This is a genomic window from Ruminococcus sp. (genome assembly GCF_016283395.1).
In genome coordinates this window covers 142158-159813 of sequence record NZ_JAEEMU010000038.1, presented here as the reverse complement: position 1 = coordinate 159813, position 17656 = coordinate 142158, and the positions used below count along the sequence as shown (strand labels likewise).

The following is a 17656-nucleotide window of genomic DNA, read 5'->3' as shown; positions in this document are numbered from 1 at the left end:
GCTTTCGGTGGATACTCCCGCGCCTCCGAAAAAGACGATGTTTCGGGAGATGTTTACTATATCCGCAAGTTTTTCGATATTATCCATAACTCAATCTCCTATGACCTTGACGAAGAACTTTCTTGTTCTCGGACCGTCGAACTCGCAGAAATAAATATCCTGCCATGTACCGAGAAGGAGTTTTCCGCCGCTGATGATAATAGTTTCACTTGCTCCGACAGCTGATGATTTAAGGTGAGCGTCGGAGTTTCCCTCTGCGTGTTTGAAAATAGATAAGTCAGGGAACACCTTATCTATACCGTGAATGAAATCCGTCTGGACATCGGGATCGGCATTTTCATTTATGGTTATAGCCGCAGTGGTATGTGGACAGTAAACTATGCATATCCCTTCGAGAACACCGCTTTCTTTAACGGATTCACTAACCTCACGTGTGATATCCACAAGCCCCTCAGCAGGTGTGCTCAGTTTGAAATTAAATAACATATATCAGTAACTCCTTTCGTGTAGATAGTTTTATTTATATGAAAAATATCGAAATTCAGGTTTGATAGAACCTACAGAAGTAATTCAGCGGACAGATATCGCATTTAGGCTTACGCGCATTGCAGATATCTCTGCCGAACTCTACGGTCCTGTGGCAGAAATCCGAGGATACTTCGGGAGGTATGAGCTTTACAAGGTCTTTTTCCACCTTTGCGGGCTCTTTATTCTTGGTAAGTCCAAGCCTTCCTGTTATGCGTATGCAATGGGTATCGGTCACCATTGCAGGCTTGCCGAAAACGTCACCCAGCATAAGATTGGCAGTCTTTCTGCCTATACCCGAAAGAGTGAGAAGCTCTTCCATAGTATCGGGAACTTCGCCGCCGAAGTCGTTTATGAGCTGATTAGCCATTTCCTTGAGGCTTTTGGCTTTGTTATGGTAAAAGCCGCAGGGCTTTACGTCCTGTTCAAGCTCTGCAAGGTCAGCATCCGCGAAGGCTTCAAGAGAAGGATACTTCTTAAAAAGTGTCTCTGTGACCACATTTACTCTCGCATCGGTACACTGTGCTGCAAGACGGGCAGCAAACATAAGCTCATAGGGCTTATCGTAGTTGAGAGTACAGGCTGCATCGGGGTAGAGCTTTTCAAGCTCTTTTACAGCAAGTTCGGCAATTTCCTTTTTGGTCATCAGTCAGACTCCTTCAGCTTTTTCTGCTTTTCGAGTATCCCGTCGTAGACCTTGTACATCTTCTGCACAGTATTTTCAAGGAAGTAGTAATGCTTGATATAGAATGCAAGGAGCACAAGTATCATAGTGACCAGAATAAGTACGGGTATACTCGCTTTGAATAAAGTAACAGCCATGAATATGGTGAGAACAATGGCAAAAAGCATAGTCACAAGGAAGTGGACTATCCTTTCGTGCTGCATGAAGGCTATTTTATCCTTGTGTTCGGCCATTATTTCATCCAGTTCATCAAGGCTCGAACAGCTTTCGAGACGCTGCTGAATGTATTTCATGTAATTAGTAAGATACTCAGTCATTTTCTCACGCTCCATGAACAAAGTAAACGAAACTCTAATCAAATTATACACCTTTTTATATAATATGTCAATACAAAACTGCAAAAATATGTAGAAAAAATGACTTTATTAACACTTTGGTAATTTAAGCTTAAATTAAGCGGCTTTTTGCATTATATGTCAAACTTGTTTTCTCCCAATTGTGCGTGTATACGAAAATTATATACAATATGAGAACAATTAAGTTTACTTCTTGATTTTTAACTGAAATTATAGTATAATTAAAGTACAGAAAAATTTATTTAATAGGAGGATATAAAGACATGGGAATTAAAATTTTGAAAAAGGCGAGCTCTGCTATTATGTCAGCAGCACTTCTGCTGAACTGTGCTGTTTACAGTGCTCCCACTGTAACAGCAGCCGATGCGCCTCTTAAATTCGAGTTTGAGGACGCAAAGTACACAGGCACTATAACCGTTGAAAAGGACGCAAATGCGAGCGGCGGTTCTGCACTTAAAATGACAGACAGCGGAACTATCACAATGACAGTAAAGGTCGATGAGGCAGGCCCTTACAAGCTTATTTTCCACGCTTTCGGAATAGGAACCGACAAGCAGCAGAATTTAAGCGTAAACGGCACTTCACAGGGCGCACTGGGAATCCCTGAGGGTACAGATTATCAGGAGATAGCACTTCCTGCCATTGTACTCAAAGCAGGCGAGAACACCATTACTATCGACAAGTCATGGGGCTGGTCACAGTTCGATTGCCTTGAAGTAGAGCCGATGGGCGCAACAAAGATCGAGGCAAAGCAGACAACTCCATGCGATCAGCTGGCAACAGTGGAGACACAGAGCCTTATGGCTTATCTTGCTGAGGTATACGGCAAGAACATAATCTCAGGTCAGCAGGAGATATACAGCGGCGGACCTCACGGACTTGAGACTGAGTTCGAGTACTTAAAGGAAACTACAGGACATTATCCTGCTATCCGCGGTTTTGACTACGGTAATTTCTGCTGTCCGCTCTACGGCAGCGATGACGGCTCCACAAAGCGTATCATCGACTGGGTAAAGAACAAGGGCGGTATCGCAACAGCTTCATATCATATCAACGTGCCTAAGGATTTCGCAAGCTATACTATCGGCACTAAAATGGACTGGTCATTGTCCACCTACACTGCAAAGGATACCGACTTCTCACCTTCAAAGGCTGCAACTCCGGGTACTAAGGAGAACGAGTATTACCTCTCCACACTGAAAACACTTGCCGCAGAGTTCAACAAGCTTGAAGCCGAGGGTGTACCTGTTATCTGGAGACCTCTCCACGAAGCCGAAGGCGGCGGCGGTGAGGACGGTTCATGGTTCTGGTGGGGCAGAGAAGGCTCTGAGGCTTACAAGAAGCTTTGGATATACACATACAATACCCTTACCAATGACCTCAACTGCCACAACCTTATCTGGGAGTGGAACAGCTATAACTACGCTAATTCCGCTAACTGGTACCCGGGTGACGCATATGTTGATATAATCGGCTATGACAAGTACAACTGTACTGTATACCTTGAAGAGAACGGCTGGCAGGCTTCTCTCAGACATGACGACAGCCCGATAAGCTCCACGTTCTACGGTATCATAGACAAGTATGACGGAGCTAAAATGGTTGCAATGGCTGAGAACGACTGCTTCTCAACACCTGACAAGCTTCAGGAGGAAAAGGCTGGCTGGCTCTATTTCTGCACATGGTATGACGGCGGAAGCGATAACATCAACTTCCTCTCGAATCCTGTATTCAACACCAAGGAAGACACTATCGCAATGTACCAGAGCGATTACTGTATAACACTTGACGAGCTTCCAAAGGATCTCTACAAGAAGGAAGGTATCACTCCCCCTGATCCTTCCAAGGTAACAACTACTACCACGACTACTTCTGATCCGAGCGTAACAACCACTACTACAACTGCTCCTTATAAGTTCTCGATACAGAAGAAGAATGTTACTATCCCTGAGAAGCCAGCTCTTGCAGTCGGCAAGACTATGACCATTGAAATTACAGGCGCACCGAATGCTTCTATCGGCGGTGCTATTGGCTTCGGTACAACAGCTGACGACTGGAAGAATATCGAGTGGAGCGGCAATGCCGACAAGGATGGAAAGCTTACCGTAAACGTTGACCTGAAGGAAATGTCCGATAACTTTAAGACCTGCGAGGTACAGGTATGGTGGTCAAATGTGTGGAACGCTGCAACTGAAAAGGCTATTGACCAGCCTTACACTATCGACAGCTGCGAGGTACACTACCTCATGGGCGGCGCACTTGAACCCGTATGGGGCGACGCTAACTGCGACAACACAGTTGATATGAGCGACGTTGTACTCATTATGCAGGCACTTGCAAACCCCAATAAGTATGGACTTGAGGGCACAGAAAAGAGCCATATCACAGAAAGAGGCTGGGATTATGCAGATGTTGACCTGTCCAGCAAGGGCGTAACAGCAAATGATGCACTCAAGATACAGGAGTATCTACTCAAGAAGGTAGACAACCTTCGTCCAAGTGAAAAGTAAATCATAACGAAAAAGCTGCACTTCATGTGCAGCTTTTTTAATGCATAATCCGTATTGTTGTGTCAGCTTGTGCGGACGAATAATAATTATGACAGCTTTTCTGTCATGGTGTCTATTACGGTAACTCCGTCCGACTCATATACGTTGAACGACCTCGGTACGTATGTGCCGTTATTGACAGACTCCATATATTTATCAACTTCATCGGGAGTCATATCAGGACCTAAGAAATCTTCCTTGTAAGCATAACCGACTTTTTCGTTATCGCCCATTACTGCAATAAGGTCGGGATAATCTTCGATATATATGACATCTCCTACCGTACCATAGGTCTGACCGTTGGCGTTGACATCATACTTTTTATGGGAATGTTGTATTATCTGTGTTTTCTCTCTGTCGGAGTATATGACCTTTTCATTGCTTTTAGAGCTTCCGTAAGCCAATATGCCTGTTGTAAGTGAAAAGCCTGCTATAAATGAAGCGACAATTATAGAGCATCTGAATATTTTTTTCATAATAAACATCTCCTTTCATGTAAGAATGATCGACTGTTAATTTAATTATATACAGCTTCTAAAAAAAGTCAATAGTTTTAAAATATTTTTCTGATTTAATGAAAAGGAGCTTGCTTCAAGTGCAGCTTTTTTTATTCGTAACTGTAGGGGGCGGATATTATCCGCCCGATAATAACCTGTAAAATCACAAATGATATTTTGTAGGGACGCGCATTGCGCGTCCGTTTGCCAATAATGTTATTTATGCGGACGAACAATGGTCGTCCCTGCAAGAGAATGATCCGTGCAATAAAAAGGACGCCCAATGGGCGTCCTCGCTAACGGCTAAGGGCTAAAGCCTAAAGGCTGATCAGTCCTCACTCATTCTTGACTTTATATATTCTTCAAGCAGGTCAACAGTTCTGTCGATACCGAGACGTGAGCTGTTGATGCTGAGGTCATAGAGTCTTGAATCGCCCCAGTGACCGTCGCAGTGATAGTTGTGGTAACGCTTTCTTTTGCGGTCCTTCTTGTCGATGAAAGCCTTAGCCTTGTCCTCTGAGAGCTCGTAAATGTTCATTACACGCTTGATCTTTTCGTCCATATCACCGAGTATGAACAGTGAAACGAGACACTTGAAATCGCGGAGCTTAGTCTCTGAGCAGCGTCCTACAACTACGAAAGACTCGCCGCTTGCAGCCTTTTCTCTGATGAAGTTGAACTGCATCTCGGCAATATTATCCTCAATGGAATTGCTGTAGCCGTTTACTCTGCGTGAGAGGAGGTGGTTCTTTGGCTTTTCGTTGTACTTTTCGATCTCCTCGGGAGTAAGACCTGTTTTGTTGGCGATCTCTGTGATGAGATGACGGTCGTATATCGGTATCTTGAAACGCCTTGCGAGCTGTTCGGCGATATTCTTACCGCCGCTTCCGAATTCACGACCTACTGAAATGATTACCTGTGACATATATATTCCCCCTTAAATTAAATTATAAATAACGGACAAAGAGATAAACAGTTGAGATAGCGAGTACTATAACTGTAGCAGGAGCGATCTTCTTGCAGTATCTGCCCCAGCCGATAGGATAGCCGTTTTTCTGAGCAACGGAAGTACCCACAACGTTTGCGGAAGCTCCGATAGGAGTAGCACTTCCGCCGATATCAGTACCGATAGCAAGTGACCATGCGAGAGTTGATATCGGAACGCCCGATGTCTCTGCAAGGCTCTGAATGATAGGCACCATAGTTGCAGCGAACGGGATATTGTCCACGAAAGCACTTGCGATAGCAGATACCCAGAGGATAATAGCTATCATGAGCTTTATGTTGCCGCCGCTGATGTCGCCGATGAAGTTTGCAATGAGTTTGAGTATGCCTGTTTCTTCAAGACCGCTTACAACGATGAAGAGTCCGATGAAGAAAATGAGTGTCTTATAGTCAACTTTCTTGAGAAGCTCAACAGCGTGTTTGCCGAAAGCTATGAGAGTGATAGCTGCTATGAAAAGACCGATAGTAGCAACTGTAAGGTGAGTAGTTGCGTGAGTAACAAGGAGCAGGACAGCGCAGGCGAAGATGACACAGCTTATTGCGAAATCCTTCTTGTTTGTGATAGCCTCTGAGGGCTTAGGGAATTTGCTCATATCCACAGGAGCACTTTTGTCTCCTGCAAGCTCCTTGCGGAATGCAAAGTAGAGGAAAACTACCGATACTACAAGGCATATACCTGCGCAGAGACCTGTGTTTGTAAGGAAGTCGAAGAATGAGAAACCAAGTGAAGTACCAACGATGATGTTCGGAGGATCGCCGCACATTGTTGCCGAACCGCCAAGGTTAGCGCAGAATATCTCAGAGAGTATCATAGGTACGGGATTGAATTTGAGGAGTGAAGCAAGTTCTATAGTGACAGCTGCAAGGAACATGATAACTGTGATACTGTCGATAAACATTGAGAGTACCGCAGACATTATCATAAATGTGATGAATATCGGGATAGTTTTGCATTTTACGAGATAGGCTATCTTCATACAGAGCCATCGGAAGAAGCCTGCTTTCGCCATGCCTTCTACCATGACCATCATACCTGCGATAAAGAGTATAGTCGCCCAGTTGATACCTTTGCTTTCACTTTCAGTGACCTGATACCAGAAGTCCTTGGTAGCGAAACTCTTGAGAGCGAGGGTGTCCATGATAGCTGTGCCGTTTCGCATACAAATACCGAAAACGACTACCAGCGTGAGGATACCGCTGCCGAGTGTTACATAGTGCCTTTCTATCTTATCGAGAACGATCATAATGAACATTCCTACGAAGATAATAACGGCAAAGATCTGTGCTGCTGTCATTAAAAAACCTCCATAAGAGCGGAACAGTTCCGCGTAATAAACCTTTCCTATTTAAATGGGAAAATATACCATAGCGAATTATAGCACAAAAGAGAAGGTAATTCAAGGCAAAAATTGATATTTTTTTTTAAAAGCTGAATTTTGGATAAGCTGTACCTTTTTAATTGAAAAGTGAAGTTTTTTTTGTTATTGTGTCGTCAGAAATATTCATAAAGAGCTTTTACAGACGCATCTGAAACGGGTTCAAAAAAATTTTATGGCATGTATTGCTTTATTCATAATTATGTGTTATAATAATAAAGGCAAGTGATAGTTTTATAGAACTCTTTTAGAGTTCTTATGAACTCAAAAAATAAAATATTGCCGATAGGAGATCATAGAATGCTGAAATATATTTTGCTCATAGTTGGATTTATACTGCTTATCAAAGGGGCGGATTTCTTTGTCGACGGAAGCTCGGCAGTTGCCAAGCGGCTGAAAGTACCTGCTCTGATAATCGGTATGACTATAGTTGCAATGGGAACAAGTCTGCCTGAGACATCGGTAAGCGTAAGTGCTTCCGTGCTGGGTAAGAACGATCTTGCCATAAGCAACGCTGTGGGCTCGAATATATTCAATCTTATGGTGGTATGCGGAGTCTGTGCAGTTCTTTGCCCTATGGTTATTGGCAAAGAGACGCTGAAAAAAGACCTGCCGTTTTCAATAATAGTAGCAGGAGTACTTCTTGCTCTTGGAACAATAACAGGAACTGTAATGCGCTGGGGAGGAATTATACTCCTTGCGCTGTTTGCGTTCTTCCTTTATATGATGATAAGCTCTGCGAAAAAGGCAAGAGATGCAGGAGAGCTTACAGAAGAGGACGAGTACAAGATAATGCCCGTGTGGAAATGCCTTGCATTTATAATCGGAGGAGCAGCTGCCATAGCAGTCGGCGGAAAAATGGTGGTTGACGGAGCTTCCGATATAGCCCGTGCTTTCGGAATGTCGGACAACCTTATCGGAATGACTATAGTTGCTCTCGGAACGAGCCTCCCCGAGCTTGTAACATCTATCGTAGCCGCAAGAAAAGGCGAGGTGGATATGGCTCTGGGAAATGTAGTAGGCTCTAATGTATTCAATATCCTGTTCGTACTTGGTATAGCTTCGACTATATCGCCTATTGCGTTCACAATGCAGAACACTATAGATACGGCAGTTCTCATAGCAATGAGCCTGCTTGTGCTTATACTGTGCCTGCCGAAGAAAAAGCTGCTCAGGTGGCACGGCGGATTGATGCTTGCAGTATATGCAGGATATACGACCTATATTTTTATGAGATAAAGGGGAGATGAAAGGTGTATTGTCAGAAATGCGGTTCGATGTACGATGACGGACAGCCCTGCTGTCCCTACTGTAAAACGCCTCGTGCAGGCGTGAATAATTCGCAGTTCCACGGCTTGATGCCGCCCCTGGATCAGAACGGCAGACCTTGCTATGATCCCAGTGATACACCACCGGAAACAGGTATAATAATCCTTTCTCTGCTTGTACCGCTCGTAGGGATAATATTCGGCTGCATCTGCCTTAAAAATAATGAGAAAAGAGCAGGAAATGCCTATCTTCTTGCAGCGGCTGCAAGGTATATTATTTTGCTGTTTCTGGTATTTGCCTTTGTTTTTCACTTTTTTTCTTTTTTCACGTTTTTCCTGTAAGATAGGAGGTATGTTTTATGATCTGTCCGCATTGCGCAGCTTCTATATCCGGGAAAGAGGAAAAATGTCCTTACTGTGACTCTTTTTTAGAGCATAAAGAGGAAAATAAAATAGATATTGAGGTTTTACAGGAAAACTTGAACAAGGTAAGAAACGAATTTATAGAGAATCCTGATGACAAGCCTAATATATTTATGATCATAATATCTATGTTCATGCCTATAGGAATACTGATGTTTGTTCTGAATTTGATCAAGGCACGTCCGAAAAGCGCTATTGCCTGTTTAATAACAGGTATATTAACAACATTTATATTGGGATTCTGTTACGTACTCTGGAGTTTTATTGAATTCCATTTTTAAACAGGTGAAAATATTTATTTCATACAATTATAGGGTTATGTCTGGCATGAGCCTGTTTGTCTTTAAAACTGCAAAAGCTCTATGTTTTGTTTAATAAGGAGGTATATGATATGATCTGTCCATATTGCGCTGCTTCAATATCCGATAGCGAGGAAAAGTGTCCTTATTGTGATTCTTATATAGATCATAATGATGGGCAGACTGATATAATGAAAACCTCTCCGAGACGAGACGATTTTGTTTATTACGATGAGAATTACGATCAGTTGAGGCTGCCTCTTGTATTTGTGTCACTTATTCCTTTTGTAGGTATAATTCTTGGTGTATTATGTTTGAGAGGCGGAGCACCAAAATGCGGTAAGATATACCTTGGAGTAGCTTTAGTGTCGCTGTTCCTTTTCCCACTCATGAAAAGATTGATTTTTATGTATTTGTTCTTTTAAAGGAGGGTGAAGGCTGTGAAATGTCCTAACTGTGGAGGTTCATTATCAGAGAATGATATTCAGTGCCCATACTGTGATACATTTTTTGATACATATGATGATGATTATCAATTAGGTTTTAAGATACAAAAGGTAAATCCCGAAGATGACAAGATAAATATCCTGATCTTGCTTATATCAATTATTACTCCTGTCGGACTTACTGTCGCAGTGGTATATTACCTTATTGGTTATGTAAAATGTGCAAAAGCATCTTTGATAGCAGCGTTTATACCTATGTTTTTGGTTATTTTCGGAGCAGTAATATTCAGTCTGGTGGAACTTATAAAGGCTGTTTGACAAGAGTTTTATTTTTTGAAATGTTTTTTCATGTTGTATTATTTTAAGGTGGTGTTGAATAATTATGATCTGTCCACATTGCGGAGCGTCCATATCAGAGAATGAGGAAAAATGCCCATACTGTGATTCATTTCTTGATACAAAAAAGAAGAATATCAATATAGAGGATATTCAGAGGGAGATACATGACAAGATATCTCCTTTGCAGAGCAATCCAAATGATAAGCCGAATATCCTTATGGTGCTGGTATCGCTGATCATGCCGATAGGTGTAATGATGTTCATTATAAATATTATGTTAGGACGTCCCAAAAGTGCGGCAACTTGTATTATGGCAGGTATTTTCGGAACGGCTATCATAGTATTATGTTCGATAATTTTCAGCTTTTTCAGTATGTCACGTTCCATGCCGCATTTTTGAATGAAAAACTCCCACGGTTAACCGTGGGAGTTTTTATATCAGAATACGAGTTCGTCGGTAACTTCAAGGGTATCTATAGCAGCTGCAACAAATTTGCTGTTGGAGAGTGCATATACATAGTCGCCTATATATATAGCTCTGTCGAAGCCTGTTTTGTTGTAGATGTACGGCTCGTCATCGTCGTAGTTCCAGTTTTCAGAGATATCGCCTTTTTCAACGAATTTGCCGTCCTCAAAGCTGAAGAAAACGTACTGTGATACCATTGAAGCTTTCCAGCCGTAATCCTCGTTATAGTCCTCTATTGACATTTCTATCGGCACACCTATGAGGTTTTTCTCGGGAGCTATGAGCAGAGCCTTTCTCTCCCATACAGCCGTAGAGTTATACCACTTTGATGTTGTGCTTGAAACACCGTCGTAGTTGTTATCGTAATCGTTGTTCCATGTGAATACATCAGCAGCTTTTAAGTTGTTAGGATCTGAGTTATCGAACATTGTCAGTCTCAGACCTGTTATTCTGCCGTTATCGTCAGCGTCCTGACCAAAGCCGAGAAGAAGTCCGTCGCCCCAGCTCTGCATATATGTGCTGAAACCGTTTATCTTGAGTTCGTCAAGTACAACAGGCTCGGCAGGGTTGCTGAGGTCAACAGCGTATAACGGATCAGTCTGGCGGAATGTAACGATATAAGCCATATCGCCGCTGAAGCTTGCAGACTTGAGCTGCTCGCCAACGCCCAGATCACCGACTTCGCCGACTAAGTTCATATCCATATCCATGACATAGACATGTGTATCTGTTTTGACATTCTCGTATGTGTAGTAGCCGTCCTCATCGCCTGTGATAGTTCCCCATATGTCCTCGAGGAAAGTCATATCATCGTCATTGTATTTGTAGAAAGTCTTTTTCTGTTCGCTGTAGGTAGCAGCTACGCGGAAATAGCCGTTATACTCGCTCATTGAGAACTGATCCTTTACATAGCCCTTGATAATGCCGCCTGCTTCGGGAACGATAGCACCGCCTGCGATAGATATACGGGTGATATCGGAAGTGTTGTAATCGCCGTTCTCATCGTCATAGCGTGTAGTAGCTGTGTAGAGATTATTTGCGGAGCAGTAAACGCTTCCAGAATAACCTGCGAGAGTTTTTATATCACAAGCCTTTGGCTCACCTGACTTGTTAAGGTCAACGCTGCCTATAACGCTGTAGCTGAGGTAGTATGAGCTGCCGAAACCGCACTCGGGGAGGAGTATATCCTCAGCAGCGATAACGTCATAGTTCTTTTTGAAGCCATAGCGCGGTATATAATGTATCGTATCCTCACAGTTCTCTACTATATCGAATGAGCAGGTCGAGTAATCCGAGATAAGGAGCATATATCCCTCGGGAGATATTCTTACGTCATTGAAATAGCCGTCCTGCTTGTAGACATCTATAAGCTCAGGCTCATCACCTGTGGTGAAGAAAGCTGCAAATGTATAGCCGCTTGTTGTATGAGTTGACTGGTTGTAGGTAGAATCCGTACCTATAACAATTATCATATCGTTATAGATGTACATATCACGGATATTTGTAGAATGTTCATCGCTGACACCAAGAGACTCGTTTATATTAATGGAAAAGCTGTGTGTGAACTTTCCGTTTTCAGCGTTTGCAACATAGAGGGTAGGATAATAAAAATATTCGCGTGACGTATTGGAAATGTAATAGATATGCTTTCCGTCAGTCTTGACGATATCAGCTTCAAGAACGTCCTGCTCCTGATTATAGGTATCGGAATGTTCAGGATCGCTTTCTTCTGGCTCAACGGCTGCTGTTGCAGTCTCGGTATCGGGTTCTTCTGAAGAAGTAGCAGGCTCGACCTCAGCCTCGGTGGGCAATTCAGCCGCAGGAGCAGTAGCAGGTTCACCTGATGTTTGGGGCGAATTTGTGTTTATGCTGAGCTCTTCGTCGCCGTTGGTGCTGTAAACAGGAACTTCTGCACCTGTTGCTCCTACACTTGCACCGTCAAAAGAAGCGGGAGCTTCTGCCTCATCGGCTACAGCTTCTTCTACCATATCTTCATATTTATATCTGTTTCTTCTGCTCTCTCTTTCAGCCTTTGAGTATGACTTCTTGAACATGGTATATACCTGTTCATAGTCGGAAGCACCGCTCATATAGCTTGCCTGTTTCTTTGCTTCCTGATCTGTTGTGGTATTAATGATGTCCTGTACAGTAGCAGGCTCGGTAACAGTGATCTCTTTGTCAGTATATTTATTATTATTTCTGTTGTTCAGTGAATATACGGCAGTACCGCCGATAACGGTACAGGCAGCCGCAGCAGCGGTTATGCGTCCTGCAAGCTTTATGCCGCTTCTCTTTTTCTTTGGTGCTTGTTCGTCAAGCATCTTCTTTATATTTTCAGGTTTGAGAGAGTCCGGAACGGGCTCTTTGTTTATCATCTCTCTGATCTTATCGTCATTATTCATATGTATTCTCCTTTCGGACTCATAGTTCTGGGGTAAGCTCCAGCCTTAGCTTCTGCTTTATCCTCGTCAGCCGTGAACGGACGGTGCTGGGCTTTATGCCGCAGACCTGAGATATCTCGTCGCTTGAATAGCCTTCGAGCACTGACATGGAAAGCAGCAGGCGAGACTCGGTATCGAGATTTTCCACAGCTTCACGAAGCTCGACCGACTCAAAGTCAAAGCTTTCGGTCAGGTCTGTGTTTTCGTTGAGTTCATCGGCAGGCTCAAAATACGAGCGTTGTTTTCTTTTTATCTTAGCAGCAAGGATAGTCATTATCCAGCTTCTGAATTTTTCGGGACTGCGCAGTTTTTTGATAGAACAGAATGCGTCCAGCACGGTATCGCTTACTGTATCGGCAGCGTCATGGGGACTTCGCAGACTGTAAAGTGCAATATGATAAAGGTCCTCGTAAACTGTAGCATACAGTCTTGCGAAAGCTTCTGTACTTCCTTCACGGGCAAGTCGGACATCTGCTGAGTAGTCATTCATGTGGATCCCTCCTTTGAATTCGAATTCATAAACTATGTGTCATTGGGAATGCAGATCGCTGCAAGAGATGTATAAAATCGGCGTTTTAAACAAAATGTAAAGCGTCTGATTGTGAATTATAACGATATATAAATATTCAACCCACAAAAATGCTCTTATGGTGTAAAAAACGCAGAAAACTTCATTGACAATTCTTAATAAATCATGTATAATATAAGTAACTTCTAAGGTAGGGGTGGGAAACTTGATCAAAAAAAAGAGAACGATCTTTGGCGTTGTAGCTGCTGAGGCGAACAGTATCGAACAGCGTCAGGTCATAAAAGGAGTCGCAAGGTTCGATCAGTGTGTCGGAATAGATACGATCATTTTCTCCAATAATTATAATCCTAATATTAAGGAAAAGGAGCTTTTCTGCGAAAACAGGATCTATGATCTTATCATGTCTGACGAGATCGACGGACTGATCATCATTTCAGAATCGTTTGTAAACGAAGATCTGCGCAAGATGATCGCTGATTTTCTTTCACGCAAGTCGATACCGATAGTCGTTGTAGGCACGTACCTGCCCGAGCTTGATATGCCGCAGTGTACATTTATAAATACCAGCGACGAATGTGATATCGAGGATCTTACCGATCATCTTGTAGATAAGCATGGCTTTACAGAAATAGATATAATAACAGGCTATGATTTTATCGAAGCATCAAATCTCAGAGTTAACGGCTACAGGAAATCCCTCGAAAAGCACGGCATCGAATACGATGAAAAGCGTGTTCATTACGGAAATTTCTGGATGAATTCAGGTGAAGAGCTTGCTGAACGTTATCATGACGGCGAGCTTCCTTTGCCGCAGGCTATAGTCTGCGCCAATGATTATATGGCTTACGGACTTATAGACAAATTTGACGAGCTTGGCATAAAGGTGCCTGACGATGTTACCGTCGTAGGTTACGAATTCGTAGGCGACCGTTTTATGCATTCGCCGCTGCTCACGACTTACAAGAGAAACCGTGAAACTATAGGGGAGGACGCGGCGAATTTTGTATACAGCAAACTCAAAAACAGAGAATTTCTTTTTGCGCCGCCTAAGGGCGAGCTGGTATGCGGTTCAAGCTGCACCTGCGGCATAGATCGTGTACAGTACAAAGAGGAACTGAAAAATGCGCGTACCAAGAAGGAATACGACAACTGGAACTTGTTCAATCCTCTTGACCAGAAGCTGACAGAGTGCCGTACACTCGGTGAATTCACTGATATATGCAGCGAATATCACTGGCAGGTGCGCGGTATCCAGAGTTTTTATCTGTGCCTTTACAAAAACTGGTATGATACAGATGCAGAGCTCAGCGAGATACTTTCGTGTCAGTGCATGGTAAACTGGGAGGACAGGACTCCGTTCGATATGCACAAATTCAATTTCTCGGCAATTCTTTCAAAGAATTACGAGCCTGCTGTGTATTATTTCAATCCGCTGTTCTTCAATGACAGGCTTTTCGGACATCTTGTGCTCAAATACCATGATCCCGATACCTATGACGATATCTACAGAAACTGGCTCAAATCCGTATCCAACGGACTTGAGTTCCTGCGCATGAAGAATGATATCCAGTATCTTACTCAGTGTCAGAATTTGTCGGATATGCGTGATACTCTTACGGGAATGTATAACGAGACAGGTATGAGAAAAGCTTATCATACACTTGATATCGAGGAGCAGGAATACGTTCTCGTTATGTTGAGGATAGGTATTTCAAATGCAGGATTTTATGAACTCAACGGCAAGATACCTGCTGTTATGGACGCAGCTGAGGCTATCAATCAGTTCTGCGGAAGCAATGATATCTGCGGAAGAGTAAATGATAATACCTTTGCCTGCATAATACAGGGCGAAGTTGATAAAGAGCTGCTTGAAAACAGGCTGAATTCAATAATGCTCCAGCACGCTGTATATATAGATCAGTACGGACTTGATTCCTTTGTATATGCAGCTATCAAGTGCAATGAGAAATCATATACCAAGCTTACGGCAATGTGTACGGATATACTTGCTGAGCGTCAGCGCGAGAAAATGGAGATGCGTATGCGTCCCCATTACGAGGATATGCTCAGTATAAGGAGCTATATCTACAGCAATCCGCAGGACAGCTTCGAGTCTGAGAAGCTTCGCAAGCTTTATCCCTACAGTGCAGGACATCTCCGCGAGGTATACAAGAAGTGCTTCGGCGTGAGTATACATAAGGACTGCATCAACGCACGTATGGCAAAGGCTACCTACTGCCTGACGGTAACGCCGCTTAGTATGGCGGAGATAGCCGAGCAGTGCGGATATGTGGACAGTAAATACTTCCTGCGCCAGTTCCTTGCAACGGTAGGAGTAACGCCAAACCAATACCGCAACATGGCTAAGTAGGGAACGCCGCCCAACAGGCACCGCGACCCTCTGTCAGCTACGCTGACATCTCCCTGTAGTACAGGGAGTCACCTTCGGCGTTCCAAGCCGTTAGCCTTTAGCAATTAGCCTTGTAGGGGCGGATATTATCCGCCCGTCAAATAACATCAAAACCCGAAAGCTTCATTATCCGAACGCTTTCGGGTTTATTTTTCAGCATACACTAAATGTATCAGACCATTTTTCCGTCTTTGACCGAAACAGCCACCTGCCAGTTGTCTTCGTAAACAATAGTGCCGATGAAGTTGGTATACACAACATCGTAAGGCTTTTTGTATTTTTCTAACAGCTTTACGGCAGGTTCGAGTTTTTTTACCATGTGTTCGGTACTTTCACACTTGAAAAAGGTAATGACTGGTTCGCGATTTTTGCAGGGCTCGGGTTCAGGAAGATTTTCCTTGAACCATTCATCAATTGAAATGAACAGCTTTTCATCTTCATCTGTCATTACCTTATTATTTATCAAGTTCCAGCACAAACCGAATACACCTTTGGGATATTTCGTTATATAGGAAATATCTCTGCCCTGTATGCGCATATATTTATACATTTTTTGCTCCTTTGATTATTGCTTTTGATTTGAGCCGTTAGCCTATTGTAGGGGCGGATATTATCCGCCCGAAATGTAGGGGACGGCGTCCTCGTCGTCCCATTAAGGGAACGCCTTCTCTTGCAAGGCGACCCTAATCGGGTCCGGCACCCTCTGTCCTACGGACATCTCCCTGCACAGCAGGGAGTCACCCTCTTCAAAACCAGTCCACTGGACTGGTTTTGAATTCACCCTTTGCGATGCGCCTTCGTATTATTTCGCTGTTCATTAAAAAATGGGAACAGCGACCAGAGACCGCTGTCTCTGGACTCTGCCAAAGGAACACAGTCCCTTTGGAATCCCGTTCATGTGCTCGGCAATTTATTACGCTGTAAATTATGATTTATTTTACTAAGATTATACCGCAAAAAGCTCCATATGTCAACAAAAAAGCCGCAGCATCAACGTGCTGCGGCTTTTTGACGGGCGGATAGTATCCGCCCCTACTATTCGTAAAGCACGGACTGCCAAAGGCAGCCCCTATAAATGGCTAAAGGCTTACTTTGCCTTGCCGAGGAATGCTGCACCGATGATACCTGCATCGTTGCCCAGCTTAGCAATAACGATCTCTGTATTCTTAGGTGAGTTGCGAGTGTAAACTTCCTTAGCAACAAGCTCCTTCATAGGGAGGAGGAGAGGATCGCCCTCGTTGCAGACACCGCCGCCGATGCAGAGGATATCAGGCTGGAAGATATTGATAGTATTTGTGATACCTGCTGCGAGGTACTTTATGTACTTGTCGACAACAGCCTTAGCATACTTGTCGCCAGCTCTCATGCAGTCAAATGAAGTACGTGCTGTTACCTTGCCCTTTTCATTTTCTGATTTTGCCATGATGCTGTCGGGATGTTCTGCGATAGCTTCCTTAGTCATGCGGATAAGACCTGTAGCAGAGGAATAAGCCTCAAAGCAGCCCTTTCTGCCGCATGAGCACTGTGCACCGTCAACTTCGATAACGGTGTGACCGATCTCAGCACCTGCAAAGTTAGAGCCTGAGTAGATCTTGCCGTCAACGATGATACCGCCGCCAACGCCTGTTCCGAGAGTGATGCATACAGCGTTCTTTGCTCCCTTTGCAGCACCTGCTACGAATTCGCCGTATGCAGCAGCATTAGCGTCATTTTCGATGAATACAGGCTTGTCGATAGACTCCTGGATATACTTTACCATAGGAGTATCCTTGAAGCCGAGGTTGTTTGAGTATTCGATGATACCTGTTTCGCTGTTAGCGATACCGGGAGTACCAACGCCGATCCATTCGATCTGATCCATAGTGAGCTTTGCATTCTTTACAGCTTCAATTGCCATTTTAGCCATATCGTCAGCGATAGCCTTTTCGGGACGCGGACAATTTGTCTTTGTGCTTGCCTTTGCGATGATATTATAGTTTTCATCAACAACACCTGCAACGATATTAGTACCGCCAAGGTCAATTCCTACATAATATTTCATT

Annotated in this window: 18 protein-coding genes and 1 pseudogene; 8 read left to right on the top strand and 11 right to left on the bottom strand. The window is 43.5% G+C overall.

Features of this window, described 5'->3' with window-relative positions; all coding sequences use genetic code 11:
• The 4 genes and pseudogenes from QZZ41_RS07360 to QZZ41_RS07345 form a co-directional block, all read right to left on the bottom strand.
• Positions 1-87 (bottom strand): annotated as a pseudogene (locus tag QZZ41_RS07360) (NAD-dependent protein deacylase); the annotation flags it as partial.
• A gap of 3 nt (positions 88-90) precedes the next feature.
• Entirely contained in the window at positions 91-486 is a 396-nt protein-coding gene (locus tag QZZ41_RS07355; RefSeq protein WP_028517068.1) for a secondary thiamine-phosphate synthase enzyme YjbQ, read from the bottom strand.
• Between the two features lie 55 nt (positions 487-541).
• Entirely contained in the window at positions 542-1171 is a 630-nt protein-coding gene (nth, locus tag QZZ41_RS07350) for an endonuclease III (RefSeq protein ID WP_295069942.1), read from the bottom strand.
• Positions 1171-1527, bottom strand: a complete 357-nt coding sequence (locus QZZ41_RS07345; protein ID WP_074714655.1) for a hypothetical protein — start codon at positions 1525-1527, stop codon at positions 1171-1173. The genes nth and QZZ41_RS07345 overlap by 1 nt, the downstream gene beginning before the upstream one ends.
• Positions 1528-1829: 302 nt before the next feature.
• Between QZZ41_RS07345 and QZZ41_RS07340 the strand changes: the two genes are divergently transcribed.
• On the top strand, positions 1830-4076 hold the full coding sequence (locus QZZ41_RS07340) for a glycosyl hydrolase (RefSeq protein WP_295069941.1): 2247 nt from the start codon (positions 1830-1832) through the stop codon (positions 4074-4076).
• Between the two features lie 86 nt (positions 4077-4162).
• Here the strand turns inward: QZZ41_RS07340 and QZZ41_RS07335 are convergent, their stop codons facing one another.
• From QZZ41_RS07335 to QZZ41_RS07325, 3 genes are all read right to left on the bottom strand, one after another.
• On the bottom strand, positions 4163-4591 hold the full coding sequence (locus tag QZZ41_RS07335; protein ID WP_295069939.1) for a hypothetical protein: 429 nt from the start codon (positions 4589-4591) through the stop codon (positions 4163-4165).
• A gap of 349 nt (positions 4592-4940) precedes the next feature.
• Positions 4941-5537: an AAA family ATPase gene (locus QZZ41_RS07330; RefSeq protein WP_295069937.1), complete on the bottom strand. Its 597-nt coding sequence runs from the start codon at positions 5535-5537 to the stop codon at positions 4941-4943.
• Positions 5538-5559: 22 nt separating this feature from the next.
• Positions 5560-6912 carry an SLC13 family permease gene (locus QZZ41_RS07325; protein WP_295069935.1) on the bottom strand — a complete coding sequence of 451 codons (1353 nt, stop codon included), beginning with the start codon at positions 6910-6912 and terminating at the stop codon, positions 5560-5562.
• Between the two features lie 381 nt (positions 6913-7293).
• Here QZZ41_RS07325 and QZZ41_RS07320 point away from each other — a divergent pair, with 381 nt between their 5' ends.
• From QZZ41_RS07320 to QZZ41_RS07295, 6 genes are all read left to right on the top strand, one after another.
• Positions 7294-8232 (top strand): calcium/sodium antiporter, encoded by a 939-nt coding sequence (locus QZZ41_RS07320; RefSeq protein WP_295069933.1) that lies wholly within the window; start codon positions 7294-7296, stop codon positions 8230-8232.
• A gap of 14 nt (positions 8233-8246) precedes the next feature.
• Positions 8247-8603: a hypothetical protein gene (locus QZZ41_RS07315; protein ID WP_295069931.1), complete on the top strand. Its 357-nt coding sequence runs from the start codon at positions 8247-8249 to the stop codon at positions 8601-8603.
• A 17-nt stretch (positions 8604-8620) separates the two neighbouring features.
• Positions 8621-8965, top strand: coding sequence for a hypothetical protein (locus tag QZZ41_RS07310; RefSeq protein ID WP_295069929.1), 345 nt, complete (start codon positions 8621-8623; stop codon positions 8963-8965).
• Between the two features lie 110 nt (positions 8966-9075).
• Positions 9076-9408 carry a hypothetical protein gene (locus tag QZZ41_RS07305; RefSeq protein ID WP_295069928.1) on the top strand — a complete coding sequence of 111 codons (333 nt, stop codon included), beginning with the start codon at positions 9076-9078 and terminating at the stop codon, positions 9406-9408.
• Between the two features lie 15 nt (positions 9409-9423).
• Entirely contained in the window at positions 9424-9747 is a 324-nt protein-coding gene (locus tag QZZ41_RS07300; RefSeq protein WP_295069926.1) for a hypothetical protein, read from the top strand.
• A gap of 64 nt (positions 9748-9811) precedes the next feature.
• Positions 9812-10168 (top strand): zinc ribbon domain-containing protein, encoded by a 357-nt coding sequence (locus QZZ41_RS07295; RefSeq protein ID WP_295069925.1) that lies wholly within the window; start codon positions 9812-9814, stop codon positions 10166-10168.
• 38 nt (positions 10169-10206) lie between these two features.
• Here the strand turns inward: QZZ41_RS07295 and QZZ41_RS07290 are convergent, their stop codons facing one another.
• Both QZZ41_RS07290 and QZZ41_RS07285 read right to left on the bottom strand, forming a co-directional pair.
• A complete protein-coding gene (locus tag QZZ41_RS07290; RefSeq protein WP_295069923.1) occupies positions 10207-12636 on the bottom strand; it encodes a beta-propeller domain-containing protein in 2430 nt (809 codons plus the stop codon).
• Between the two features lie 19 nt (positions 12637-12655).
• Positions 12656-13165, bottom strand: coding sequence for a sigma-70 family RNA polymerase sigma factor (locus tag QZZ41_RS07285; protein ID WP_295069921.1), 510 nt, complete (start codon positions 13163-13165; stop codon positions 12656-12658).
• A gap of 244 nt (positions 13166-13409) precedes the next feature.
• On the opposite strand from QZZ41_RS07285, the gene QZZ41_RS07280 reads away from it, so the two are divergent.
• The gene (locus QZZ41_RS07280) at positions 13410-15575 is read left to right on the top strand and encodes a substrate-binding domain-containing protein (RefSeq protein ID WP_295069919.1); all 2166 of its coding nucleotides are present in this window, start codon (positions 13410-13412) and stop codon (positions 15573-15575) included.
• Between the two features lie 211 nt (positions 15576-15786).
• On the opposite strand, the gene QZZ41_RS07275 is transcribed toward QZZ41_RS07280, so the two are convergent.
• Together QZZ41_RS07275 and QZZ41_RS07270 are read right to left on the bottom strand one after the other, a co-directional pair.
• Positions 15787-16164, bottom strand: coding sequence for a hypothetical protein (locus QZZ41_RS07275; protein ID WP_295069917.1), 378 nt, complete (start codon positions 16162-16164; stop codon positions 15787-15789).
• Positions 16165-16701: 537 nt separating this feature from the next.
• Positions 16702-17655, bottom strand: coding sequence for an ROK family glucokinase (locus QZZ41_RS07270; protein WP_295069915.1), 954 nt, complete (start codon positions 17653-17655; stop codon positions 16702-16704).
• Position 17656 lies beyond the last annotated feature (1 nt).